General features: G+C 73.3%; 18 protein-coding genes. 6 read left to right on the top strand and 12 right to left on the bottom strand.

Going from position 1 to position 23,968, the window contains the following annotated elements; all coding sequences use genetic code 11:
* Window positions 1–56 precede the first annotated feature (56 nt).
* Complete coding sequence (locus tag DVA86_RS15505; protein ID WP_208879011.1) at window positions 57–1,064, bottom strand: stage II sporulation protein M; 1,008 nt, start codon at window positions 1,062–1,064, stop codon at window positions 57–59.
* 112 nt (window positions 1,065–1,176) lie between these two features.
* Between DVA86_RS15505 and DVA86_RS15510 the strand changes: the two genes are divergently transcribed.
* Window positions 1,177–2,157, top strand: a complete 981-nt coding sequence (locus tag DVA86_RS15510; RefSeq protein WP_208879012.1) for an RDD family protein — start codon at window positions 1,177–1,179, stop codon at window positions 2,155–2,157.
* A 54-nt stretch (window positions 2,158–2,211) separates the two neighbouring features.
* Here DVA86_RS15510 and DVA86_RS15515 read toward each other — a convergent pair whose 3' ends face one another.
* Window positions 2,212–2,826, bottom strand: coding sequence for a hypothetical protein (locus DVA86_RS15515; protein WP_208879014.1), 615 nt, complete (start codon window positions 2,824–2,826; stop codon window positions 2,212–2,214).
* Window positions 2,827–3,132: 306 nt separating this feature from the next.
* Window positions 3,133–4,596, bottom strand: coding sequence for an adenosylhomocysteinase (gene ahcY, locus DVA86_RS15520; RefSeq protein WP_208879016.1), 1,464 nt, complete (start codon window positions 4,594–4,596; stop codon window positions 3,133–3,135).
* Between the two features lie 357 nt (window positions 4,597–4,953).
* On the opposite strand from ahcY, the gene DVA86_RS15525 reads away from it, so the two are divergent.
* A complete protein-coding gene (locus tag DVA86_RS15525; protein ID WP_281279299.1) occupies window positions 4,954–7,059 on the top strand; it encodes a fructose-specific PTS transporter subunit EIIC in 2,106 nt (701 codons plus the stop codon).
* A 60-nt stretch (window positions 7,060–7,119) separates the two neighbouring features.
* On the opposite strand, the gene DVA86_RS15530 is transcribed toward DVA86_RS15525, so the two are convergent.
* From DVA86_RS15530 to DVA86_RS15555, 6 genes are all read right to left on the bottom strand, one after another.
* Window positions 7,120–8,097: a cation diffusion facilitator family transporter gene (locus tag DVA86_RS15530; protein WP_208879018.1), complete on the bottom strand. Its 978-nt coding sequence runs from the start codon at window positions 8,095–8,097 to the stop codon at window positions 7,120–7,122.
* 61 nt (window positions 8,098–8,158) lie between these two features.
* Window positions 8,159–9,382, bottom strand: a complete 1,224-nt coding sequence (gene manA / locus DVA86_RS15535) for a mannose-6-phosphate isomerase, class I (RefSeq protein ID WP_208879019.1) — start codon at window positions 9,380–9,382, stop codon at window positions 8,159–8,161.
* 133 nt (window positions 9,383–9,515) lie between these two features.
* A complete protein-coding gene (locus DVA86_RS15540; RefSeq protein WP_208879020.1) occupies window positions 9,516–10,706 on the bottom strand; it encodes an SIS domain-containing protein in 1,191 nt (396 codons plus the stop codon).
* Window positions 10,707–10,749: 43 nt separating this feature from the next.
* Entirely contained in the window at window positions 10,750–10,977 is a 228-nt protein-coding gene (locus DVA86_RS15545) for a Trm112 family protein (protein WP_208879021.1), read from the bottom strand.
* A 163-nt stretch (window positions 10,978–11,140) separates the two neighbouring features.
* The gene (locus DVA86_RS15550; protein ID WP_208879023.1) at window positions 11,141–12,505 is read right to left on the bottom strand and encodes a phosphomannomutase/phosphoglucomutase; all 1,365 of its coding nucleotides are present in this window, start codon (window positions 12,503–12,505) and stop codon (window positions 11,141–11,143) included.
* A 139-nt stretch (window positions 12,506–12,644) separates the two neighbouring features.
* Window positions 12,645–13,091, bottom strand: a complete 447-nt coding sequence (locus DVA86_RS15555; protein WP_208884731.1) for a DUF3499 domain-containing protein — start codon at window positions 13,089–13,091, stop codon at window positions 12,645–12,647.
* A 335-nt stretch (window positions 13,092–13,426) separates the two neighbouring features.
* Between DVA86_RS15555 and DVA86_RS15560 the strand changes: the two genes are divergently transcribed.
* Window positions 13,427–13,873, top strand: a complete 447-nt coding sequence (locus DVA86_RS15560; RefSeq protein ID WP_208879024.1) for a metallopeptidase family protein — start codon at window positions 13,427–13,429, stop codon at window positions 13,871–13,873.
* Window positions 13,874–14,080: 207 nt separating this feature from the next.
* On the opposite strand, the gene DVA86_RS15565 is transcribed toward DVA86_RS15560, so the two are convergent.
* The 3 genes from DVA86_RS15565 to DVA86_RS15575 all read right to left on the bottom strand — a co-directional run bounded on the left by DVA86_RS15565 (window position 14,081) and on the right by DVA86_RS15575 (window position 20,064).
* Window positions 14,081–15,652: a DUF5719 family protein gene (locus DVA86_RS15565; RefSeq protein ID WP_208879026.1), complete on the bottom strand. Its 1,572-nt coding sequence runs from the start codon at window positions 15,650–15,652 to the stop codon at window positions 14,081–14,083.
* The gene (locus tag DVA86_RS15570; protein WP_208879027.1) at window positions 15,649–19,548 is read right to left on the bottom strand and encodes a glycosyltransferase family 2 protein; all 3,900 of its coding nucleotides are present in this window, start codon (window positions 19,546–19,548) and stop codon (window positions 15,649–15,651) included. The genes DVA86_RS15565 and DVA86_RS15570 overlap by 4 nt, the downstream gene beginning before the upstream one ends.
* Before the next feature lie 252 nt (window positions 19,549–19,800).
* Complete coding sequence (locus tag DVA86_RS15575) at window positions 19,801–20,064, bottom strand: WhiB family transcriptional regulator (RefSeq protein ID WP_208879029.1); 264 nt, start codon at window positions 20,062–20,064, stop codon at window positions 19,801–19,803.
* A 717-nt stretch (window positions 20,065–20,781) separates the two neighbouring features.
* Between DVA86_RS15575 and DVA86_RS15580 the strand changes: the two genes are divergently transcribed.
* The 3 genes from DVA86_RS15580 (at window position 20,782) to DVA86_RS15590 (ending at window position 23,961) form a co-directional block, all read left to right on the top strand.
* Window positions 20,782–21,309, top strand: a complete 528-nt coding sequence (locus tag DVA86_RS15580) for a cysteine dioxygenase (RefSeq protein ID WP_208879031.1) — start codon at window positions 20,782–20,784, stop codon at window positions 21,307–21,309.
* 97 nt (window positions 21,310–21,406) lie between these two features.
* Complete coding sequence (gene cofD / locus DVA86_RS15585; protein WP_208879032.1) at window positions 21,407–22,366, top strand: 2-phospho-L-lactate transferase; 960 nt, start codon at window positions 21,407–21,409, stop codon at window positions 22,364–22,366.
* A gap of 116 nt (window positions 22,367–22,482) precedes the next feature.
* A complete protein-coding gene (locus DVA86_RS15590) occupies window positions 22,483–23,961 on the top strand; it encodes a coenzyme F420-0:L-glutamate ligase (protein WP_208884733.1) in 1,479 nt (492 codons plus the stop codon).
* Window positions 23,962–23,968 lie beyond the last annotated feature (7 nt).

Below are 23,968 nucleotides of genomic sequence, written 5' to 3' on the forward strand. Positions count from 1 at the left end.
CAACGGTTTCCCTGGGGTGATGAGGACCCTAGCAGGTCACAGGGGCCGTACGCACATCACGCCGCAGTGGGTACCTCGGCCGGGCGATCAGAGGCGGCTACATCACCCGTTTCTCCCGCGCGGGCGGCCCGGCCGCCCACCCCGTAGACGTAGCCGAGGAATGCCAGTTCGGCAGCGACGCCGATGCCGATACGGCCCCACGTCGGCAGTCCCGAAGGCGTGACGAAGCCTTCGATGGCGCCCGAGACGAAGAGCACGACCGCGAGCCCCATCGCCATCCCCAGGGCCGCACGTCCCTCCGTCGCGAGAGCCGTACGGCGGCTGCGGGGGCCGGGGTCGATCACGGTCCAGCCCAGGCGCAGGCCCGTGCCGGCCGCGATGAAGACAGCCGTCAGCTCCAGCAGTCCGTGCGGCAGGATCAGTCCGAGGAACGTGTCGAGGCGTCCCGCGGAGTGCATGAGGCCGATGCCGATGCCGAGGTTCAGCATGTTCTGGAACAGCACCCAGAGCACCGGGATGCCCAGCAGGGCGCCGAAGACGAGGCAGATCGCGACGGCCTGTGCGTTGTTCGTCCACACTTGTGCGGCGAAGGACGTGGCCGGGTGGCTCGAGTAGTAAGACTCGTAACTGCCGCCGGGCCGGGTCATCTCGCGCAGCTCGGCGGGCGCGGCGATCGACGCCTGCACCTCCGGGTGTGTGCCGATCCACCAGCCGATGAGCGCGGCCACCAGGGCCGACAGCAGCGCGGTCGGCACCCACCAGTGCCGGGTGCGGTAGAGGGCGGCGGGGAATCCCGCGGCGAAGAAGTGGACGGCGTCCCGCCAGGAGGCCCGGCGTGCGCCTGTGACGGCGCTGCGCGCACGCGCCACCAGGGTGGTCAGACGGCCGATGAGCGCCGGGTCCGGCGCGCTCGACTGGATCTGCGAGAGGTGTGTGGACGTGCGCTGGTAGAGGGCGACGAGTTCGTCCGCTTCCGCTCCGTTCAGCCGTCGGCGGCGCCGTACCAGGGCATCCAGACGGTCCCACTCCGCGCGGCGTGCGGAGACGAAGACATCGAGATCCATGTGGAGAGCTTGGCAGATCATCCGCGCCGGACGGCAGACTGTTCAGACAAGGCGAAGAGTCAGACAACGTGTCAGGTGACTCTGCGGGGCGCCGCGAGGGAGGACGTGTCCGGTGAGCGAACTCGTGACAGGCGACGCCGTCGTGCTGGGGCTGCGGCCCGCGCGGCTGCCGAGCCGCGCGCTGGCCGTCTTCATCGACCTGGTGCTCGCGTGGACGGCCTACATCGTCCTCTCGCTCGTGCTGCTCACGGCCACCGCGTCACTGGACGCCGCCGCGCTGGCCGCAGTGCAGGTGGCGCTGTTCCTGCTCGTCCTCGTCGGGGTGCCGATCGCGGTCGAGACGCTCAGCCACGGGAGGTCGCTGGGGAAGCTGGCCTGCGGGCTGCGCGTGGTGCAGGACGACGGCGGGCCGATCCGCTTCCGGCACGCGCTGGTACGAGGGGCGATCGGCGTCGTGGAGATCCAGCTGTTCGTCGGGGTGATCGCCTGCGTCGCGTCGCTGGTGTCGGCGCGCGGGCGGCGGCTCGGGGACGTGTTCGCGGGCACGCTGGTCGTACGGGAGCGGGTGCCGACGCCGCGTGCCGTACGGGTACCGCCGCCACCGCCCTGGCTGGTGGGTCAGTTCCGGGAGCTGGACCTGTCGCGCGTACCGGACCGGCTGTGGCTGGCGGTGCGCCAGTACCTGATGCGGGCCGGGCAGCTCGACGCCGCCGTGGCGGAGTCGATGGCGCGGCGGCTCGCGGCGGACGTCGTGGCGTACACCGGCGCTCCGGCGCCGCAGGACGTGCCCGCCGCGGCCTACCTGGCCGGGGTGGTCGCCGAGCGGCAGGCGCGGGACGCGCAGCGGGCCTTCGGGCCGGGCACGGCGTACGGGGTGGCTCCCGGTACGGGGCAGGTGCCCGCGCCGGGGGGCGTCGGGCCGGGGCTGCCGGAGCGGCCTGCCGGGCCGCCGGCCACGCGCGGGGGCTTCGCGCCTCCGGGTGGCGAACGGCCCGCCGGTGCGGCCGTGTTCGCGCCCGCGCCGGGTGACGCCCGTGACCGCGGGAACGAGGCGGCGCCGGAGCCGCGTACCGGGTTCGTGCCACCGGCCTGAGCAGGTACGGGAGGGACGCGAGCGGGTGCGCGCTTCGGCGGTACGCCTCGCGCGTCAACTGAACGTCGAGGGCGGGGACTCGAGGTCCTCGAGCTCGATGCCGGGCGCCGCGAGCACGACGTCGCCGACGAGGTGAACGGTGTGCTGCTCCCCCGTCTCAAGGTCGTTGACCTGGTAGTTCTCCACGGTCAGGGGGCCGTTGTCAGTGGCGTGTGTTTCGCTGTTGAGCAGCGCCCAGGACTGGTCGAGAGTGCGGGGGGCGAGGACGGGGGGTGTGAGTGCGACGAGGCGTACGCGGGTGGCGGGGGCTCCGGCTGCCGGTTTCAGCAGGAGGGCGGTGGCCACGAGGAAGGCGGGGGACGCCCCGGTGAAGGAGTGCGCGGGGACGTTGCCCTCCTGAGCCTCCGTACCGGTGGGGTCGGTACGGACCCAGGTGACGCCGTCGAGAGCCGCGCCGCGCACCTGCCAGCTGCGGGCGTGGAGCTCCATACGGATGGGGCGCCCGAGGGCGTCGAGGGTGAGGTCGACCGAGCCCGCGTGATCGCCGGAGGGGTCGGTGATCTGTGAGACGTAGCGCCAGCCGGAGGGGCCGGTGGCGCAGTGGAAGTGTTCTTCGCCGAGGGGGGTGTGGTCGTGCGGATCGTGGAGCGAGTAGCGGCCGCGTGGCATAGGTGGACTGTACGGCGGTGGGCGGCGCGGGCCCGCCGTCGGGGGCGGCCGCCTGACGCGCGGGTCCGTACGGGATCGGCGCGGATCCGTACGGCGTCGGCGCGGGTCCGTACGGGCTCCGCGGAGCCGCGGACAGATGCGGCAGCGGGCGGGGCGGGCACGGCGGAAGGCCGTACGGATGCGGCAGGGCCCCGAACGGCCGCGGCGGCACCACCGCGCTGTGCGGTGGTGCCGCCGGAGCCGGTGTGCCGTTCCGGGCCGGCCGGGCGCCGCGCGCCGGCCGGCCGGGCAGGACCGGTCAGCCGCTCAGTAGCGGTAGTGGTCCGGCTTGTACGGGCCCTCGACCGGGACGCCGATGTACGCGGCCTGGTCGGGACGCAGCTCGGTCAGCTTGACGCCGAGGGCGTCCAGGTGGAGCCGGGCGACCTTCTCGTCCAGGTGCTTGGGCAGCACGTAGACGTCGGTCGGGTACTCCTCGGGCTTCGTGAACAGCTCGATCTGCGCGATCGTCTGGTTCGCGAAGGAGTTGGACATCACGAACGACGGGTGGCCGGTGGCGTTGCCCAGGTTCAGCAGTCGCCCCTCGGAGAGCACGATGATCTTCTTGCCGCTCTTGAAGGTCCAGGTGTGCACCTGGGGCTTGACCTCGTCCTTGACGACGCCGTCGATGGCGGCCAGGCCGGCCATGTCGATCTCGTTGTCGAAGTGGCCGATGTTCCCGATGATCGCCTGGTGCTTCATCTTGGCCATGTCCGAGGCCATGATGATGTCCTTGTTGCCCGTGGTGGTGACGAAGATGTCCGCCGTCTCGACGACGTCGTCCAGCGTGGTCACCTGGTAGCCGTCCATCGCGGCCTGGAGCGCGCAGATCGGGTCGACCTCGGTGATGATCACCCGGGCGCCCTGGGCGCGCAGCGACTCCGCGCAGCCCTTGCCCACGTCGCCGTAGCCGCAGATGACGGCGGTCTTGCCGCCGATCAGGACGTCGGTGGCGCGGTTGATGCCGTCGATCAGCGAGTGGCGGCAGCCGTACTTGTTGTCGAACTTGGACTTCGTCACGGCGTCGTTCACGTTGATCGCCGGGAAGAGCAGGGTGCCGGCGGTGTGCATCTCGTACAGGCGGTGCACGCCCGTCGTGGTCTCCTCCGTCACACCGCGGATCTCGGAAGCGAGCTGCGTCCACTTCTGCGGGGTGTCGGCCAGGGTGCGCGTCAGCACCTCGAGGATGACCCGGTGCTCGTCGCTCTCCGCGGCGGTGGCGGGGTCCGGGACGGACCCGGCCTTCTCGTACTCAACGCCCTTGTGGACGAGCAGCGTGGCGTCGCCGCCGTCGTCCAGGATCATGTTCGGGCCGCCGGTCTCGGTGCCCGGCCAGGTCAGCGCCTGCTCCGTGCACCACCAGTACTCCTCCAGCGTTTCGCCCTTCCAGGCGAAGACCGGCACGCCCTGCGGCGACTCCGGCGTGCCCTCCGGGCCCACGGCGACGGCGGCCGCGGCGTGGTCCTGGGTGGAGAAGATGTTGCACGACGCCCAGCGCACCTGAGCGCCCAGGGCGGTCAGCGTCTCGATGAGCACGGCCGTCTGCACCGTCATGTGCAGCGAGCCGGTGATCCGTGCGCCGGCGAGCGGCTGCTGCGCGGCGAACTCCTTGCGGATCGACATCAGACCGGGCATCTCGTGCTCGGCCAGCTGGATCTCCTTGCGGCCGAAGGCCGCGAGGGACAGGTCGGCGACCTTGAAGTCCTGCGTGGTGGAAGTGGCAGTCGTCATTCGGGGCTGCTCCTCGGGATGTCGAGGTGTGTGGCTTGCTGGTCCGTGCTGCGGCGCAGGAGGCGGACGTGCGGCATGTGACGCGGACATCACGTCGACGGGCACACGTCTCCCTGGGTCACAGCGCAGTCCGTCGGAGGCCCTCTCTCCCTCGGAGGCCCGTTGTCGCGGGCCGCCCGACCGCCATCAGCAGCGACGTCTGTGCTCTACGAATCTACACCGCTCGTCCAGTCGAGCGGATTGCCTAGGGCGGGTTCAAGGGCGACCATGGGTCGGATTTCAGCCCCGGAACCCCGGCTCGTAGGGTCGTTGACTCATCCTCCCCCACCGTCGAGCCGGCTATGCAAGGAGATATTCGTGACGAGTTCTGCCGACCCCCGCGATGAGACGGGGAAGGAGGCCGAGCCCGGGCTGAGGCTGCTCGCCGTGACCGCGTGCCCCACCGGCATCGCCCACACGTACATGGCGGCGGAGAAGCTGACGCAGGCGGCGGAGGCCCGCGGTATCGGTATGAAGGTCGAGACCCAAGGGTCGATCGGCGCCGAGAACGTACTGACCGACAACGATGTCAGAGACGCGGACGGCATCATCATCGCCGCCGACAAGGACGTCGCCCAGGACCGGTTCGCCGGCAAGAGGGTGCTGGTCGTGGGTGTCGCAGAGGGCATCAGCGACCCGGACGGCCTGATCGAACGGGTCCAGCGCGCGCCCGTGCTCAGCGGCGGCGACGGAGGGCCGGGTGCCGGAGCGGGCGCCTCCGGCGGCGAGGGCGGCGGCAAGGGCCGCAGCATCGGCTACAAGGCGCTGATGAACGGCGTCTCGTACATGATCCCGTTCGTCGTCGTCGGCGGCCTGCTCATCGCGGTCTCGCTCGCCCTCGGCGGCGACCCGCAGGCCGACGGCGGCCTGGTGATCCCGGACGACACCTTCTGGAAGCACGTCAACGACATCGGGACGATCGGCTTCACGCTGATGGTGCCGATCCTGTCCGGATATATCGCCTACGCGATCGGCGACCGCCCAGCGCTCGTGCCGGGCATGATCGGCGGCTGGATCGCCAACACCGGTGAGCTCTACGACTCCAAGTCCGGGGCCGGTTTCATCGGTGCGATCGTGACCGGCTTCCTGGCGGGATATCTCGTTCAGTGGATCAAGAAGGCGCCGATCCCCAAGTTCGTCCAGCCGATCATGCCGATCATCGTGATCCCGATCGTGGCGACGTCGGCGCTCGGCCTGTTCTTCATCTACGTCATCGGCCGGCCGATCTCCTGGGTGTTCGAGAACCTCACCGACTGGCTCGGCGGCCTGACCGGCACGAGCGCGGCGCTGCTCGGGATCATCCTCGGGCTGATGATCGCGTTCGACATGGGCGGGCCGGTCAACAAGACGGCGTTCCTCTTCGGCGCGGGCCTGGTGTCCAAGAACCCGGAGGTCATGGGCATGTGTGCGGCGGCGATCCCGGTGCCGCCGCTCGGTCAGGGCCTGGCGACGCTGCTGCGCCGCCGGTACTTCGACCAGCAGGAGCGCGACACCGGTTACGCCGCGCTGTTCATGGGCTTCTTCGGCATCACGGAGGGCGCGATCCCGTTCGCGGCGGCCCGGCCCGCGCGCGTGATCCCGGCGAACATGCTGGGCGGCGCGGTCGCCGGCGCCATCGCGGGCATCGGCTCCGTACAGGACAACGTGCCGCACGGCGGTCCGATCGTCGCGGTGCTGGGCGCGATCGACGGGATGGCGGTGTTCTTCATCGCCATCGTCATCGGTACGGCCGTGACGGGCGTGACGACCGTCGCGCTCATGTCGCTCGGCCGCGGCGGGGCCGGGAACGGCGCCGCGAAGGCCGCGACGGAAACGGAGGCGGCGGCCGTAAGCGTGCCCGAGCCGGCGCTGGCGGGCGGCGGCACCGGACCGGCCGCGACGGCGGCGGCGACGGAGACGGCGACGGAGACGGCTGAGGCGGCGGACGAGCCCGCACCTCCGGCGGCGGCAGAGCCCGCGGACGCGTCCGAAGTGCTCTCCGGGCACCTCACCCGCAGCACCGTCAAGGAGGAGCTGGCCGCGACCGCCAAGGACGACGCCATCCGCGAGATGGCCGGGCTCCTCGCCACCACCGGCAGGGTGACCGACCCGGAGGAGCTCGTACGGGCCGCCCTCGCCCGCGAGGACCAGGGCACCACCGGGCTCGGTGAGGAGATCGCCATCCCGCACGCCAAGACGGACGCGGTCTCCGCGCCCGTCGTCGGCTTCGCGCGCTCCGCCGAGGGCATCGAATGGGGCGCGCTGGACGGTACGAAGGCGCGGCTCGTTTTCATGATCTCCGTGCCGGAGGCGGCCGCGGGCGACGAGCACCTGCGCATCCTGGCGCTGCTGTCGCGGAAGCTGATGGACCCGGGTTACCGGGAGCGGCTGCTGGCGGCGCCCGACAGGGACGCGATCATGTCCGTGCTGGGCGAGATCCGGTAGCCGAGACCCGTAACAAGATCGGAGGCGGTGCGGGGCTCCCCGCACCGCCTCCCCCCTCCGCTACTTCTTCAGGCCGGGCCCCGCCTCGGAGTCAGCGTCTGCGTCCGCGTCCGCGCCGGAGTCCCCGCCCCCGCGCAGCAGGTCCGGCTCCAGGTAGATGACCCGGGCGATCGGCACGGCCTCCCGTACGCGGTCCTCCGCGTCGTTGATCGCCTGCGCGACCTGCGCCGCCGTGTCGTCGTGCTGCACCGCCACCTTGGCGGCGACGAGCAGTTCCTCCGGCCCGAGGTGCAGCGTACGCATGTGGATCACACCGGTGACCGTGCCGCCCGAGACCAGTGCCTCGCGGATACGGGCCACCTGGCTCGCGTCGGCCGCCTCGCCGAGCAGCAGCGACTTGGTCTCGGCCGCCAGGATGACGGCGATCGCGACCAGCAGTACGCCGATGCACAGCGTGCCCACGCCGTCCCAGACGCCGTCGCCGGTGCCCAGCGCCATGAGGACGCCGCCGAGCGCGAGGATCAGGCCGACGAGCGCGCCCAGGTCCTCCAGCAGCACGACGGGCAGTTCGGGCGCCTTGGCCCGCTTGATGAACTGGGTCCAGGTCAGCGAGCCGCGGACCTCGTTGGACTCCTGGATGGCCGTACGGAACGAGAAGGTCTCGGCGATGATCGCGAACACCAGCACGCCCACCGGCCAGTACCAGTGGTCGATCTCGTGCGGGTGCTTGATCTTCTCGTAGCCTTCGTAGAGCGCGAAGACGCCGCCGACCGCGAAGAGGACGACGGAGACGAGGAAGCTGTAGACGTAGCGTTCCCGCCCGTAGCCGAAGGGGTGCTCCTCGCTGGCGGCCCGCTTCGCCTTCTTGCCGCCGACGAGGAGCAGCGCCTGGTTGCCCGAGTCGGCGAGCGAGTGCACGCCCTCCGCGAGCATCGAGGACGAGCCGCTGAAGGCGAACGCCACGAACTTGGCCACCGCGATGGACAGGTTGGCGCCCAGCGCGGCGACGATCGCCTTCGTTCCGCCTGATGCACTCATACGAGGAGGGTCCCTTTCTCCGTGCGCCGCGCGCCGTGGTGCCACGGCCGGGCGCCCTGTGTCAAACGGCCACTGTCGCGCGGAAGATCGTACCTTCGCCGGAGACCTCCAGCCGGTCTTCCGCAGCGGCGTACGCCGACTGCCCGCGTTCCAGGGCGAGTTCGGAGCCGTCACCGGCATCGCGGAGGAGGACGCGGCCCTCGGTGCACAGCAGGATGACGGGTGCGCGTCCCGCCAGCGTCTGTGGCCGCCCGTCCGCCGCAAGCACCAGCCGGGAGAGCCGGAACTCGCCGACAGGGGCGGCGTATGCCTCCTCGGCGCCGTCCGCCTCGGGGCGCAGGATCTCCGGCGGGCTGCTCTCGAAGCGGACGATCCGCAGCAGTTCGGGCACGTCGACGTGCTTGGGGGTGAGACCGCAGCGGAGCACGTTGTCGGAGTTCGCCATGATCTCGATGCCCAGCCCGTCCAAGTACGCGTGCGGCACTCCGGCACCGAGGTAGAGCGCCTCGCCGGGCTGCAGGCGTACGTGGTTGAGCAGCATCGCCGCGATGACGCCCGGGTCGCCGGGGTAGTGCCGGGCGATCGAGGCGTACGGGCCGTACGGGCCGTGTGGTCCGTCCTGTCCGTCCGGAGCGGCCTGGGCGTCCGCCGAGGACCGCCGCTCCGCGGCTGCCGCCGCCTGGGCCACGGTCCCGGCGATCTCGTCACGGTCGGCGGTCAGCACCGCCGTGAGCACCTCGCGCAGGGCGTCGTTCTCCGGGCTGGCGTGCAGGATGTCCACGTACGGCTTGAGCCCGTCGACGTCGAGCCCCGCGAGCAGGTCGGCGGCCTCGGCCGCGGGCCGGAAGCCGCAGAGGCCCTCGAACGGGGTGAGGGCGCAGACGAGTTCGGGCTTGTGGTTCCGGTCCTTGTAGTTCCGGTGGGGCGCATCGACCGGTACGCCCTGTGCCTCCTCGGCCGCGAAGCCCTCGGCCGCCTGCGTCAGGTCGGGGTGCACCTGGAGGGACAGCGGGGCGGCGGCCGCGAGCAGCTTCAGCAGGAACGGCAGCCGCGGCCCGTAGGCACGTACGGTCGCGGCGCCCAGTTCACGTTCCGGATCGGCCTCGATCACCTCGGACAGTGGCACCGGTCCGGCGCCGCGGTCGAGGTGCGAGGGGGCGCCGGGGTGCGCGCCCATCCACATCTCGGCCTGCGGCTCGCCGGTGGGGGGCACGCCGAGCAGTTCGGGGATGGCGGTGGTGGAGCCCCAGGCGTAGGGGCGCACGGCGTTTTCGAGGCGGTCCATGGTGGTGCGGGCTTCCTGACTGTTCGCTGTGGGCGCTGCTACGGGACGGAAACGGCGGAGACGACGCGGATGACGCGCGCTGCGGAGACGACGCGGGCGGCGGGAGCTGCGGAGACGACGCTCACGGCCGGGCTCAGGACGCGTCGCCCGCGGCGAGCGTGAGGTAGACGGCGGCGAAGTCGGTGGTGGCGATCAGCTCGGCCGCCGCCTCCAACGGCCCGCTGTCCTCGGCCGGTTCGAGTTCGCTGAGCGGGATGTCGTGCGCGTACGCGAGATCGCGGGCGGCGACGACGGCGGAGCTCCCGGTGGGCGCGTGCTCGCGCAGCAGCACGATCCTGGTGTGCAGCGACTCCGCCTCCTCCACGCGGTCGCGGAAGAAGTCGCCCGGGTCACCGGCCGCCCCGAAAGCGCCCGTGAGCAGCGCGCCGTGCCCGTCGAACGCCTCCGGCAGCTCCGCGGGGAGCGCCGGCCGCCCCGCGAGCGAGGCGAACGTCGTGGCGCAGTGCCGCGCCGCGGCCCCCGCGATCTGCCCCTCGCTCCACAGCAGCGGGAGCGCGCCCGCGAGCTCGGCGGCGAGGGTCTTGCCGGGGTTGCTGTACGTCTCGACGGCGGGGCCGCACCGCTCGGCCGTCCGGTCCAGCCGGTCGGCGAGCGCCTGGAGCGCGGTGGGCGGCGCGGAGAGCAGGCCGAGCCGGTCGCACAGGGCGAGGAGCGGGGTGATGAGCGCCCACAGCGTGCCGGGCGCGCTGACCGGCGGCTGCGTCCGCTGCTCGGCGGTGGCGGTGCCGCTCCCGCCGGACTGGACGGCGGCGGGCGGCTCGTACGGTACGGGGCTGGCGGCCAGCGGGATGGTCAGGCCGCGGGTCTGCCCGGTCGCCTCGGCGAGCGTCGTACGGGCGGGGGTGACGGAGACGACGGTGCAGCCGCGCCGGTACGCCTGCTCGACCAGCGCCTCCAGGCCCGGTTCCTCGCCGCCGGAGGTCGCGATCAGCAGCAGGTCGAGCGGCCCGGCCCAGCCCGGCAGCGGCCAGCTCAGCGCGGCGGGCGCGGCCTGCGCGCCGGTGGGGCGCAGCAGCGTGACGGGCACACCGCCGTTGCCGAACGCGCCGAGCAGGTCGGCGACGCAGCTGGTGGCCGGCCCGTACCCGGCGACGAGCACCGCGCGCGGCCGCCCGTCGGGACGGAGGCCGGCGAGTCCGGCGTCGTCGGCGAGCCGTATGGCCGTACGCGCCCGGGCCCCGGATTCGGCCGCGCCGTGCAGCAGTCCGTGCACATCGGCTCTGGCCAACGCGTCGGGGACATCGAACAGTGACTCGTCGAGCATCCGGTGGGAGCCTCCGATCGGGCGCCGTGCCGTTAACGGTTCGTCAGGCGGGGCGGCGGGCCTCGTCGACGAGCAGGACGGGGATGTCATCGCGGATGGGGTACGCCAGGCCGCAGTCCGCGCCCGTGCAGACCAGCTCGCCGCCGGAGGCACCCTCCGCGCCCTCCGCACCCGCGGAACCGCCCTCTCCGCCCGCGTCCGGTTCCTCGCGCAGCGGCGCGTGGCACGCGGGGCAGGCGAGGATCTCGAGGAGCCCGGCTTCGAGCGGCATGGGGTGTGTCCCTTCGGAGGCAAGCACGGCAGGCGAGCGCGCACGGCGACTGTGGGGCCAGGGTACCGCCGGGCACTCGCGCCCGACCGTACGGGCGCCCCTGGGCACGCGCGCCCGCCCGGGGCGCGGCCCGGCCGCGCCCCGTACGCCCCACCGCGCCCCGCTACGCCCCGATGAGCTCCAGCACCTCGTCGCGCACCGTGCCGACCGTCGCCGCGTCCCGCGCCTCCACGTTCAGCCGGAGCAGCGGCTCCGTGTTGGACGCGCGCAGGTTGAACCACCAGTCGGCGGCGGTCACCGTCAGCCCGTCCAGCTCGTCGAGTTCGACGCCGTCGCGGCCCGCGTACGCGCCCTTGACCGCCGCGAGGCTGGCCGCCTGGTCGGCCACGGTGCTGTTGATCTCGCCGGATGCGGCGTAGCGGTCGTACTTCGCGACGAGGTCCGACAGCGTGCCCTCCTGGCCGCCGAGCGCGGCCAGTACGTGCAGGGCGGCGAGCATGCCGGTGTCGGCGTTCCAGAAGTCGCGGAAGTAGTAGTGCGCCGAGTGCTCGCCGCCGAAGATCGCGCCGGTGGCGGCCATCTGCTCCTTGATGAACGAGTGCCCCACCCGCGTACGCACCGGGACGCCGCCCGATTCGCGGACGACCTCGGGCACCGACCAGGAGGTGATGCAGTTGTGGATCACGGTGGAGCCGGGCGACTTGGCCAGCTCGCGGGCGGCGACCAGGGCGGTGATGGCGGAGGGCGAGACGGGGTCGCCGTTCTCGTCGACGACGAAGCAGCGGTCGGCGTCGCCGTCGAAGGCGATGCCGAGGTCCGCGCCGGTCTCGCGTACGCGTGCCTGCAGGTCGACGATGTTCTTCGGGTCGAGCGGGTTGGCCTCGTGGTTCGGGAAGGTGCCGTCCAGCTCGAAGTACATGCGGTCCAGCTCGACCGGCAGCCCGTCGAGGACGGTGGGCACGGTGTGCCCGCCCATGCCGTTGCCCGCGTCGACCACGACGCGCAGGGTGCGCATCGACGTCAGGTCCACCAGCGCGCGCAGGTGTGCGGCATAGTCGGCGAGCACGTCCCGTTGGGTGACGGTGCCTTCCGGCGCGTCCGTGGCGGGCAGCCCGGCGGCGGACCACTCCTCGACGAGCGCGCGGATCTCGGCCAGGCCGGTGTCCTGCCCGACGGGTGCCGCACCGGCGCGGCACAGCTTGATGCCGTTGTACTGGGCGGGGTTGTGCGACGCGGTGAACATCGCGCCGGGCAGTCCGAGGCTGCCGCTGGCGAAGTACAGCTGGTCGGTCGAGCACAGCCCGATCTCGGTGACGTCCGCCCCGCGCCGTGCCGCGCCGCGCGCGAACGCCCGCGACAGCCCCGGCGACGACGGCCGCATGTCGTGCCCCACCACGATCGCGTCCGCACCCGTGACCTTCACGAACGCGGCGCCGAACAGCTCGGACAGCCCTTCGTCCCACTGGTCCGGCACCACACCGCGCACGTCGTACGCCTTCACGATCTGCGACAGATCAGCAGCGGCCATGCAGCCCTCCCGGAATCCTCGACGGATCCCCAAACCTACCGGCCCTTCCGCCGCCGTACCCGCGCAGGGCCGCCGGGGCGGCGGCCGTTCAGCCCGGCTTCAGCAGGAGTTCGGCGGCGCGCAATCGTACGGGGGCCCGTCAGGGCTCCGGCGAACGGAGCACCCGCAGATGACCGCGCCGCGCGACCTCCATCGGGTCCGCGTCGCGCCCGCCGGGGCCCACCGGGCCCGGCGCCTGGCCGTCGCCGTTCTCGGGCCTGCCGCGGGTCCGGGCGGCCTCGCGTACGGCGTCGGCGAGCGCTTCGAGGTCGTCGCCGCTGGGCCGGGGCGGCGCGGTGTCGAGTGCGAGCCGTACGACCTCCCAGCCGCGCGGTGCCGTCAGCCGCTCGGAGTGCTCCGAGCAGAGGTCGTAGCAGTGCGGTTCGGCGTACGTCGCGAGGGGGCCGAGAACGGCGGTGGAGTCCGCGTAGACGTACGTCAGCGTTGCCACGGCAGGGCGGCCGCACGCGGTGCGCGAACAGCGACGTACAGGACTCACGACGTTGGACGGTACCGCACTCTTGAGCGGGCTGCGACGACTCCCCAGCACGTCACCCCGCCGTGTCGTTCCGGTACGCGGCCTTCCGCCGCGGCGTGGGCACAGGGCGGGCCGCGACGGGCCACCGGGCCGTGCTCCGCACCCGGGCGGAACCGGGGGGCGAACGTGGCGTGAACCCGATGAAAATCCGACGCGGACTCGACGGAAAACAGTCGTTGGGTGCCCGATTACGGTCGTCGTACGGTGCCCCGCGATCCGTACGGAGCCGCATTCCGGCGCTTTTCCGCCACCGAGTACGCCCGGAGCGATCAGCGGTCGGAATTCCTCCCCGCGGGAGCGGCTCGCGCATGGCCGTGGCCTCCCCGGACGCTACGCTCAGAGGGATGACCGACCCCGCCCCTCCCCAGCGCCCCGCCGGCCGTACGCGCCGCCGTGACCGGCACGGCCGCGGCATGCGCGGACCGGTCGCGCCGCCGCAGGTGCCGCTCGCGGTCAGCCGCGGCGAGGCGTTCGACGACCTGGTGCGGGACTCGGCCGACCGGCTGGAACGCCACTGGCCGCAGCTGGTCGGCATCGACTTCGCCGTCCAGGAGGTGCCGCGCGCGGACACCGGCGAGCTCGACGACACCGGCGTCGTCCCGCTCGGGAGGCTGATCCCGGCGCACGGCGGTGTTCCGGACCGTGTCGTCGTCTACCGGCGGCCGATCGAGATCCGTACGAAGTCGCGTGACGAGCGGGCGCTGCTCGTCCACGAGGTCGTGGTCGAGCAGGTCGCCGAACTCCTCGGGATGGCACCGGAGTCCGTCGACCCGCGGTACGGGCAGGACTGACGCCGCACGCGTCCGTACGGTGCACGCTTAGGTACGGTGCGCGTTCCCGGCGCGTCCGTACGGTGCACGCTCCCGGCGCGTCCGTACGGTGCGCGGCTCCGGCGCGTCCGTACGGTGCACGGCTCCGGCGCGTCCGTACGGTGCACGCTCCCGGCGCTCCCGTACGGCGTCCGCGCCCGGGACCGGCGTACGGTCCCGGGCGCCGGCTCAGTCCGTCAGCACCGACAGGTCCTGCCCCGCCTCCGGGACCGCCACCGTGCCCCGGTCGTCCGGCAGCGACTGCACCGTGAAGGCGGGCACGCCGCCCGACTCCGCCTCGAGCGTCCGCGCCGCGTACACCTCGCCGCCCGACTGCCGCTCCACCGTCACCGCGTACGTGCCCTTGCCACCCGACGGGCGGGGCGGCGTGACGGCCATCGTGGTGCCGGCCTTCACCGCGTACGTCTCGCTCTTCGGGCTGCCGCCGTCGCTGCCCGCGGACGCGGTGACCCGTACGGTCGCGGCCTTGCCGGGGGCCACCAGGGAGAGCGTCGAGCCCTTGGCGCGGTTGTCGGCCGCGCTGGCCCGCTCCTCGACGGGGGCAGTGGCCGGGATGAACGCCGTCTCCTGCTTCGAGCCCTTGCCCCGCGTCACCCGCAGCGCGGCGACGACGGGGGTGTCGTCGCCGCTGTCGGATGGCGACAGGATCAGCGAACCGGGCTCGCCTTTGGTGACGTCCTCCAGATCCACGGCCGTGGCCACGCCCGGCTTCACGTGGAGCGTCTCGTGTCCGGCGGGGGTGATCTGGCCGGACCGGCCCGCGAGCCGCACCTTGAGGTCGGCGTCGTTCTCGCCGGGCGCCAGCACCACGAGCCGTACGGACGTCGCGTCGGCCGGGATGCCCGGCAGCACAGCGGTGGCGCGCGGGACGCCCGTCGGCGGCAGCCAGTCGCCGCCCAGCTTGTCGTCCACGGCGTGCACCTGCGCGGCGACCCGGCCCGTACGGACGACGGCGTGGACAGCCAGGTCGGCCACGGGCTCCGTGGTCAGCGTGGACAGCAGCACGGGCACCGTGGACCGGGGCGGGACGGTGATCTCCCGGCCCGCCTCGGAGGTGATCGGGCCGTCCTTGCCGTACAGCTCGAGGTCCACGACGGCGGCGGTGTCGTCGGGGTTGGTGAGGTGCGCGTAGTCCTGCCGCTGGTCGGCGCTGCTCGCGGCGGGGAACCAGAAGTCCGTGTCGGCCTCCGCGCAGGACGTGCCGTGCAGGCCGCGCCCGCTGCCCGCGCTCACGGTGGTGGTCTGCTGCACCGTCCAGCCGGGTGCGAACGGGCCGTCGGCGGAGCCGATGAGGGCGGGCGCGCCGGCGCGTTCCGTGTCGGCGGTGACCGGGGTGCCGGGCTGCTTCAGGGGCAGCACGGGCTTCGCCGAGCCCGGCTGCTCCTCCTTGTCCTTGTCCTCGTCCTTCTCCTTGTCCCGGTCCTCGCCGTCCTCGCCGTCCTTGCCGCCGTCCTCGGCCCCGTCGTCCGGGGCGGCCGGGTCGGCCAGTTCGGCGGGCAGCAGTTCGGCGCTGCCCTCGCCGCCCGCCTTGCCCTTCGGGGTGAACGCGGTGTACTCGGTCTTCGCCAGGTCGGACTCGGTCGGCTTGGGGCACACCAGCGTGGACCGCTCCACCGGCAGCCGCTGGGCGGCCGGCGCGCTGTCCGAGGAGTCGTCGTCGGGCACGGTGAGCGCGCCGACCCCGGTGACCGCGGCGAGCGCGGTGACGGCGCCGATCAGGGTGAGGGTGGTGCGGTTCACTGCTGCTCGCTCCTGTTGCCGTACGGGGTGCCGTCGTAGTCGGCGGGGTCGTAGCCGGCCTGCTGCGGGTCGTAGCCGTACGGGTCACCGGGCGCCCCGTAGGGCTGCGTCTGCTGGGCTTGCTGCGCCTGCGCCTGCTGCTGCCAGTCGGCGTACGGCTGCTGCGGGTCGTACGCGCCGCCGTACTGGCCGCCCTGCTGCTGCGGGTCGTAGGGCGTGCCGCCGTACTGGGGGTCGTACTGCTGCGTGCCGTACGGGTCACCGTCGTACTGCGCGCCCTCGTAGGGAGACCCCTCGTACGGGGCGCCCTCGTACTGCCCGCCGTACTGCCCGTCCTCGTACCGCGACTGCTCCGGCACGTACGGCGCGCCCTGCGGCATCTGCGGCGGTACAGGCGGTGGCGGCGGCATCCGCGGGCCGTCCGCCGACGGCTCCGGGACCGCGTACGCGGGCGGCTCCCCCGCCGGCTCCGTGCCCGGCGCTCCCGGCTCCTCCGCCGTGGCCGCCGTACCGGCCGCACCCTCCGTACCGGCCGTCCCCGCCGCCTCGGCCGCCGCGCGCAGCCTGCGCGCCCGGCGCCCCTCGCCCGCCACCGGCTCCGCCGGCACGGCCGCGGCGGCCCCTGCCTCCGGCAGGTCGTCGTCGATCTGGCGGCGGCGGCCGGGCAGCGCCAGGACGACGACCACCAGCGCGAGCAGCGCCTGCCCCCACACCCACGCGGTGTGCGTGACCGGCGTCTCGTACGTGAGGTCCAGCCGGCCGCCGGACGTGCCGAGCTCGAAGCCCTGCGCCCAGCCGTCGACCGTCACGGACTTCAGCGGCTTGCCGTCGAGCGTGGCCTGCCAGCCCTCGTCCGCCGCGTCCGCGAGCCGCAGCACGCGGCCGTCGGGGCCGGACGGCACGTCCGTGTGCGCCTCCACCGGCGACGCCGCCACGGCCACCGGCTTGGTGACCGCTCCCGCCGAGCCGTTCTTCTCCGGGCCCGGCACGATCGAGATCCGCGAGACCTGTGCGTCGACGCGCCACAGGGCACTGCCGTCCTCCTGGCTGAGCCGGGTCAGTCCGGGGGTGGCGTCGAGGGTACGGCTCATCCCGCGCGGGGCACCGTCCTGTACGAGGACGTAGCGCACCGCGTAGTCGCCCAGCTGCGTGGTCTGGTCTGCGCCGGAGCCCGCGACGAGGTTGGCGACGACGCCGCCGAGCCGCGAGTCGGCGCCGTCCGCGGCCGCCAGGTCGGCGTCGCCGAGCCGGGCGCCGGAGCCGCGCACCAGCGCGTACGACACTCCGGAGACCTCGCTGCCGGACGCCTGCTGCCCGTCCTGTGCTCCGTCGCCGGCGAGCACCAGGGTGCGCGCCTGGTCCCGTGTCGCGCTGTCCTCCGCGACGAACGCCGGGACCTGCACCGGGTCGCGCCGCGACAGCGGCCCGTCCGCGCCGCCCGCCATCCAGCCGAAGGCGGCGATCAGCGGCGCGGCCACCGCCGCGGCGGCGATCAGCGCGGCGACCGGCTGCTGCCAGCCGAAGCTCTGGGCGGCGACGCGTTCCTTGGCGCCGTCCGCGCCGATCGCCGCCGCCGACAGCAGCGCGCTGCCGTAGACGAGGGTGGCCGGTCCGGCCCAGCCGGAGGCGTTGCTGAGCGCCGCGAACAGCAGCCCCGTCAGCGCCACCACCCAGGCGGCGACCGTCGCCTGCTGCCGGTCGGCGCGCAGCAGCGCGGCCAGCGCGGCCAGCACGACGCCGGCGAGCAGCAGCCCGCCCGCCGCGCCGGGCCCGCCCGGGGTGAGGGTCAGCAGGTCGAGCGCGTCCGCCGAGCCCTTGCCGTACGGCAGCCCGGCCTCGTCGAGGAACCGCGAGGGGCTGCTCAGCAGCGTCAGCGACCAGGGGGCGAGCAGCACGAGCGGCGTCAGCAGGACGGCCAGCGCGCGCGCCGCCGTCCCCAGCAGCGCCTCCCCCTCGCGCCAGCGCAGCGCCAGCAGCGGGAGCGCCAGCACCAGCGCGACGGGCCACACCACCGGCGTGAACGCGGTGGTGAGCGTCAGCAGCAGGGCGTACGCCCACACCGCGCGCCAGGACGCGCGCCCGCGCAGGCCGCTCGCCGCGACCGCCGCGCGCGCCAGCAGCGGCAGCACGATCGCCAGCACCGCGGTGCCGATCCGGCCGCCGGCGAGTGCGCCGGTGGCGGCGGGCAGGAAGGCGTACGCGACGCTGGCCCAGGCGCGTACCAGCCGGGACTCGGCCAGCGGGCGCGAGGCGAAGTACGCGGTCAGCCCGGCCAGCGGGACCGAGCAGACGAGCAGCAGCGTGAGGGCGAAGCCGGTGCTGCCGAAGAACAGGGTGGCGACGGCGGCGACGATCGCGAGGTACGGGGGCGCGCTCGCGGTGCCGCCGGTGCCGACGGCGTGCCAGCCGTTGTAGACGTGCGCCCACAGGTCGCCGACGTCCGCCGGCGCGGGCAGCAGCGCACCGCCGGCGAGCGCGCCCCCGCCGAGCAGTCCGCGGCACGCGATCAGCGACACCAGGAGCAGCACGACGAACAGCAGCGGACCGGGCCTGTGCGCGACGCGCTTCAGCCGCGCGAACTGTTCGACCTCCAGAAAGTCCGCATCCTCGTCCCCCGGCCCGGTCTCGACGGCGCCGTGCCGCCCGCCGGAGGAGAGTTCGGGCTCGGAGCGGCCGCCGAAGTTGCTCGCGACCTGCTCGACAGTGGCCCGTACGGTCGCGCCGGGCGGCGGGAACAGGGGGCGCAGATCGCTGTGGCTCACCACCGGCTTGCCGCGCCTGCGCCGCGCCCCGACGATGCGCAGCGGCCGCAGCAGCGTCCCGAACAGCCCGGACACCTCGTCCACGGCCTGCCGCGGCACCTTGCCGACGAGATACGCGAGGGTGCGCAGCAGCGTGCCGAGCACCAGCCGGACGAGCACCCAGGGCAGCACGGCCGTACGGGCGTTGGCGAGCAGCGTGTAGACGGCCGCGGCCTTGTCCACGCGGTGCGGGCTGGCGCCGCCGCCGCGGCCCACGCAGTCGACGGGGCGGCGTTCCCGCGAGGCGGCCTCCGCGTGCCGTACGACCGCGTCCGGCACGACGAGCACCCGGTGCCCGGCGGAGTGCGCGCGCCAGCACAGGTCGACGTCGTCGCGCATCAGCGGCAGCCGCCGGTCGAAGCCGCCGAGCTTGTCGAACACATCGCGCCGGATGAGCATCCCGGCGGTCGACACGGACAGCACAGGCCGTACGTGGTCGTGCTGCCCCTGGTCCTGCTCGCGCCGCTCGATGCCGGTCCAGCGCCGCCCGCTGTGGGCGATGGTGACGCCCGCCTCGAGCAGCTGCCTGCGGTCGTACCAGCTGCGCAGCTTCGGCCCGGCGATCGTCACGGACGGGTCGGCGTCCACGACGCGCAGCAGCTCGGCGAGCGCGTCCGGCTCGGGCGCGCAGTCGTCGTGGAGCAGCCAGAGCCACTGGACGGGCTCGCCGTACGGCAGTTCCGGCATGTCGTACGCGTCGTCGCGCCAGGTGCGCGTGACCGGGTCCCAGCCGCTGGGGCGCTTCAGATACGGGAGGTCGTCGGGGGTGAGCACGCCCGCCGTACGGGCCGCTTCGTCGACGGCGGTGCCGAAGCCCGTACGCCGTGCCATGTGGAGCACCCGGTCCGGGCCGAGCGATTCGGTGAGGAGCCGGGCGGAGTCGTCGGCGCTGCCGGTGTCGGCGGCGACGACGTTCTGCACCTGGCGCTCCTGGCCGACCAGTCCGGCCAGCGCCTCCGGCAGCCAGCGTGCGCCGTCGTGCGAGACGAGGACGGCGGTGACGACGTGCCGCGGGAACGCGGGTGGGTTGGCGGTGACCGCCAACCCTGCTGTGGCCGCCTCGTGTTGGGCCGCCGAGTGACTGTGCACGGACATCGAGGTACGGGCCCCGTTTGGGTGGACTGCGGTGGACGCGCGCGCTCCACGGGAGCGGACACGTCTCGGACGGTGCCCCACACTAACGGCTCACCGCCCGGCTCCCGCCGGGTCCGTACAAAGCTCAGCGCCGGGGGATGTGACGTGTGCTCGGGCACGCGGCCGGCGGCTCGTACGGCGGCTGCCCGGCGCCCGGCGCCGTGCCCGGCCCGGTACCCGGCGCGGGAGCCGGGCGGAGGGCCGACGCGAGTGTCACATCGCGGCCTTCTTCAGCCGTCGCCGCTCACGCTCGGACAGACCGCCCCAGATTCCGAAGCGTTCGTCGTTGGCGAGTGCGTACTCCAGACACTCGGAACGGACTTCACAGGCAAGGCAGACCTTCTTCGCTTCACGGGTGGATCCGCCCTTCTCGGGGAAGAACGACTCGGGGTCGGTCTGGGCGCACAAGGCGCGCTCCTGCCAGCCGAGCTCCTCTTCCGCCTCTTCGACCAGCAGTTGGTGGAACAGCTCGGTCATGTGCGCGCCCCTCGTCTGTCTTTGCTTCCCCGTGATGCAGTCGTTATCGATTCCGCATGAACGACACGAGTGAAATTACAAGTGCGCTGATCCGGGGCAGTCAAGCCGGGATCTGCTATTGGGATCGTTATTCACTCTGCGGAACCAAGACCATGCGGAAAGTCTTCAAATCTCCACAAACTATGACAGCCACGCCGGGCAACCGGCCGCCTCAGCCTCCCCGCAATGAGGGACGCGGCGGAAGTCCGTGACGTTCCGCCCCGCGCACCGAAGCGATGACGATCACAGTCGGGTCACAGAACCACAACGACGTTTGTACACGCGGATGTTGCGCCACCTGTCCCGGATCCGTGTCGCACAAACCTTTCTCCTTACAGGGCAACCGGATGCAGTGAATGATTACCGCCAAACGCGGCGTCCGGTTGACAGCCGTCGCGGCGTTCCGGTCTCCTTGGGCCCATGCCCGTGACCCGTTCGCTCAGCCAGACCCGCCCCGCCGGGTCCCTTCGCGCTGCGTCCGGGCACTGCCGCTGTCTCCGCGGCTGCCGCTGTCGCTGCTGTTGAGTTCCCACTCCAGCCGGCACCACAGCACCACCACTCCCGCCGCCCGCCGTCGCGGGCTCCGCAGGCCGTAGCCGCCGCGCAGGTCCGTGACCGCGCAGGTTCCACGGCCCCGCGGCCTCCTCGTTCGCACCTCCAGTGAAGGCACACACCGCAGTGAACAGCGACGTCCAGATCGCCGGCGACCCGCTCGCCCTCCCGCACCTCCTGCAGCCCGCACCGGCGCACCCCAGCACCGTCGCCGGCTTCGCCGGCCTCGCCCGTACGATCGCCGCCGACCGCGACACGTGGGCGCCGCTCGTCCGGTACGACGCCACCACCCGCTGGTACCACCGGCTGCGCACCGGGCCCGGCTACGAGGTGTGGCTGCTCAGCTGGCTGCCCGGACAGGGCAGCGGCCCTCACGACCACGGCCCGTCCTCCGGCGTGCTGACCGTCCTCGGCGGCGAACTGACCGAACACGCGGGGGCGCCCGCCGGACAGCCGGGCGCCACCACGCGCGCGCTGCGCCCGGGCGCGCAACGGGTCTTCGCACCGGGATACGTACACGAAGTGGTGAACGACAGCCTCGAGCCCGCCGTCAGTCTGCACGTCTACTTCCCCGGCCTCACGGAGATGCCGATGCACGCGCCGCACTGCTCCGCCACGGGCCGGGCCCCGCTGGCGGGTTCGGCCTCGGGCTGAGGCCTGCCTGAAGGATTCAGCCTCCGGCTGAGACGCCCGCCCGTCGCCCAGCCACCACCCCACATCGAATCAACCTGCGGCTGAGAGACTTGTGGGCATGCAGCGCATTGTGGTTCTGGCCGGGGGTGTCGGTGGGGCTCGGTTCCTGCGGGGGCTCAAGTCCGCCGCGCCTGACGCGGAGGTCACCGTCATCGGGAACACCGGTGACGACATCCATCTCTTCGGCCTCAAGGTCTGCCCCGACCTCGACACGGTGATGTACACCCTGGGCGGCGGCATCAACGAGGAGCAGGGCTGGGGCCGTGACGACGAGTCGTTCACCGTCAAGGAGGAGCTGGCGGCGTACGGCGTCGGGCCCGGCTGGTTCGGGCTGGGCGACCGGGACTTCGCCACCCACATCGTCCGGACCCAGATGCTCGGCGCGGGCTACCCGTTGAGCGAGGTCACCGAGGCGCTGTGCGCACGCTGGCAGCCCGGCGTACGGCTGCTGCCGATGACCGACGACCGCGTGGAGACGCACGTCGCCGTCGATCTCGACGGAGAGCGCAGGGCGGTGCACTTCCAGGAGTACTGGGTACGGCTGCGTGCGTCCGTCGAGGCGCACGCCGTCGTGCCGGTCGGTGCCGACCAGGCCAAGCCCGCGCCCGGCGTGCTCGACGCGATCGCCGAGGCCGACGTCGTCCTCTTCCCGCCGTCCAACCCCGTGGTGAGCGTCGGCACCATCCTCGCCGTCCCCGGCATCCGGGAGGCCATCGCGGAGGCCGGGGTGCCCGTGGTCGGGCTGTCCCCGATCGTCGGGGACGGGCCGGTGCACGGCATGGCCGACAAGGTGCTCGCCGCGATCGGCGTCGAGTCGAGCGCGGCGGCCGTCGCGCAGCACTACGGTTCCGGGCTGCTGGACGGCTGGCTCGTCGACACGGTCGACGCCGAGTCCGTACCGAAGGTGGAGGACGCGGGCATCCGGTGCCGCGCCGTGCCGCTGATGATGAACGGCCCCGAAGCCACCGCGCTGATGGCGCGCGAGGCGCTGGCTCTGGCCGAGGAGGTCCGCGCGTGACCGGCCCGACGGGCTCGGCCGGCCCGAGCGGCCCGACTGACCCGACCGGCCCGGCTGGTCCGACGGGTCCGACCGGTCCGACCGGTCCGACCGGCGCCGCCCCCTCCGGGGCCGCCGTGGCCGGTACCCCGAACTCGTACCGCGTGTGGGCCCTCCCCGGCATCCCCGAAGTGCAGCCCGGCGACGACCTGGTGAAGCTCATCGCCGACGCTGCCGTGAACGACGGGCTGCCGGGGCTGGCCGACGGCGACGTGCTGATCGTGACGTCGAAGATCGTGAGCAAGGCGGAGGGCCGGATCGTACGCGCCGCCGACCGGGAGGCGTCGATCGACGCGGAGACCGTACGGGTCGTCGCACGGCGCGGCCCGGCGCGGATCGTCGAGAGCCGGCACGGCTTCGTGATGGCGGCGGCGGGCGTGGACGCGTCCAACACCCCCGCGGGCACCGTGCTGTTGCTCCCGGAGGACCCGGACGCGTCGGCCCGCCGTCTGCGCGACGGGCTGCGCGAGGCGCTCGGCACGGAGGTCGGGATCGTCGTCACGGACACCTTCGGGCGGCCGTGGCGCGAGGGACAGACGGACGTCGCCATCGGGGCCGCCGGGGTGCGGGTGCTGGAGGATCTGCGCGGCGGCGTGGACGCGTTCGGCAACCCCCTCGGCGTCACGGTGACGGCGGTCGGCGACGAACTGGCCGCCGCCGGCGAACTGGTGAAGGGCAAGGCGGACGGGCTGCCGGTCGCGGTCGTACGGGGGCTGGCGCGTCACGTTCCGTACGGTGCCGCACGCGACCCGTACGGTGTTGCGCGCGACGGCGCGGCGAGTCGTGATGACGCCGGTCGCGATGCGGCGGGTGGCGATGCCGCCGGTCGGGACGTGGCGGGTCGCGATGCCGCGGGTGGCGATGCGGCGTACGGCGACGTGGCCGGGCCTGAGGACACGCAGCCCGCGCGGGCGCTCGTACGGGACGCCGCGCACGACATGTTCCGGCTGGGCACCTCGGAAGCCGTACGGGAAGCGGTGACCCTGCGCCGTACGGTGCGCGAGTTCACCGCCGAGCCCGTGGATCCGGCGGCCGTACGGCGTGCCGTCGCGGCCGCTGTGACGGCGCCCGCGCCGCACCACACGACGCCGTGGCGGTTCGTGCTGCTGGAGTCCCCGGAGTCCCGGGTGCGGCTGCTGGACGCGATGCGCGAAGCGTGGATCGCCGACCTGCGGCGCGACGGCAAGAGCGAGGAGAGCATCGCCAAGCGGGTCCGGCGCGGCGACGTGCTGCGGAACGCGCCGTACCTGGTGGTGCCCTGCCTCGTGGCGGACGGCGCGCATCCGTATCCGGACGCGCGGCGTGCCGGTGCCGAACGGGAGATGTTCGTCGTCGCGAACGGCGCGGGCATCCAGAACTTCCTGGTCGCGCTGGCCGGTGAGAGCCTCGGCTCGGCGTGGGTGTCGTCCACGATGTTCTGCCGGGACGTCGTACGGCGCGTGCTCGAACTCCCCGACGACTGGGACCCGATGGGCTCCGTCGCGGTGGGCCACGCGGCGGCTCCGCCGCGGGAGCGGCCACCGCGCGACGGGTCGGACTTCGTGACGGTCCGCTGACGCGGCC

The sequence above is a fragment of the Streptomyces armeniacus genome (assembly GCF_003355155.1).
Lineage (GTDB): Bacteria > Actinomycetota > Actinomycetes > Streptomycetales > Streptomycetaceae > Streptomyces > Streptomyces armeniacus.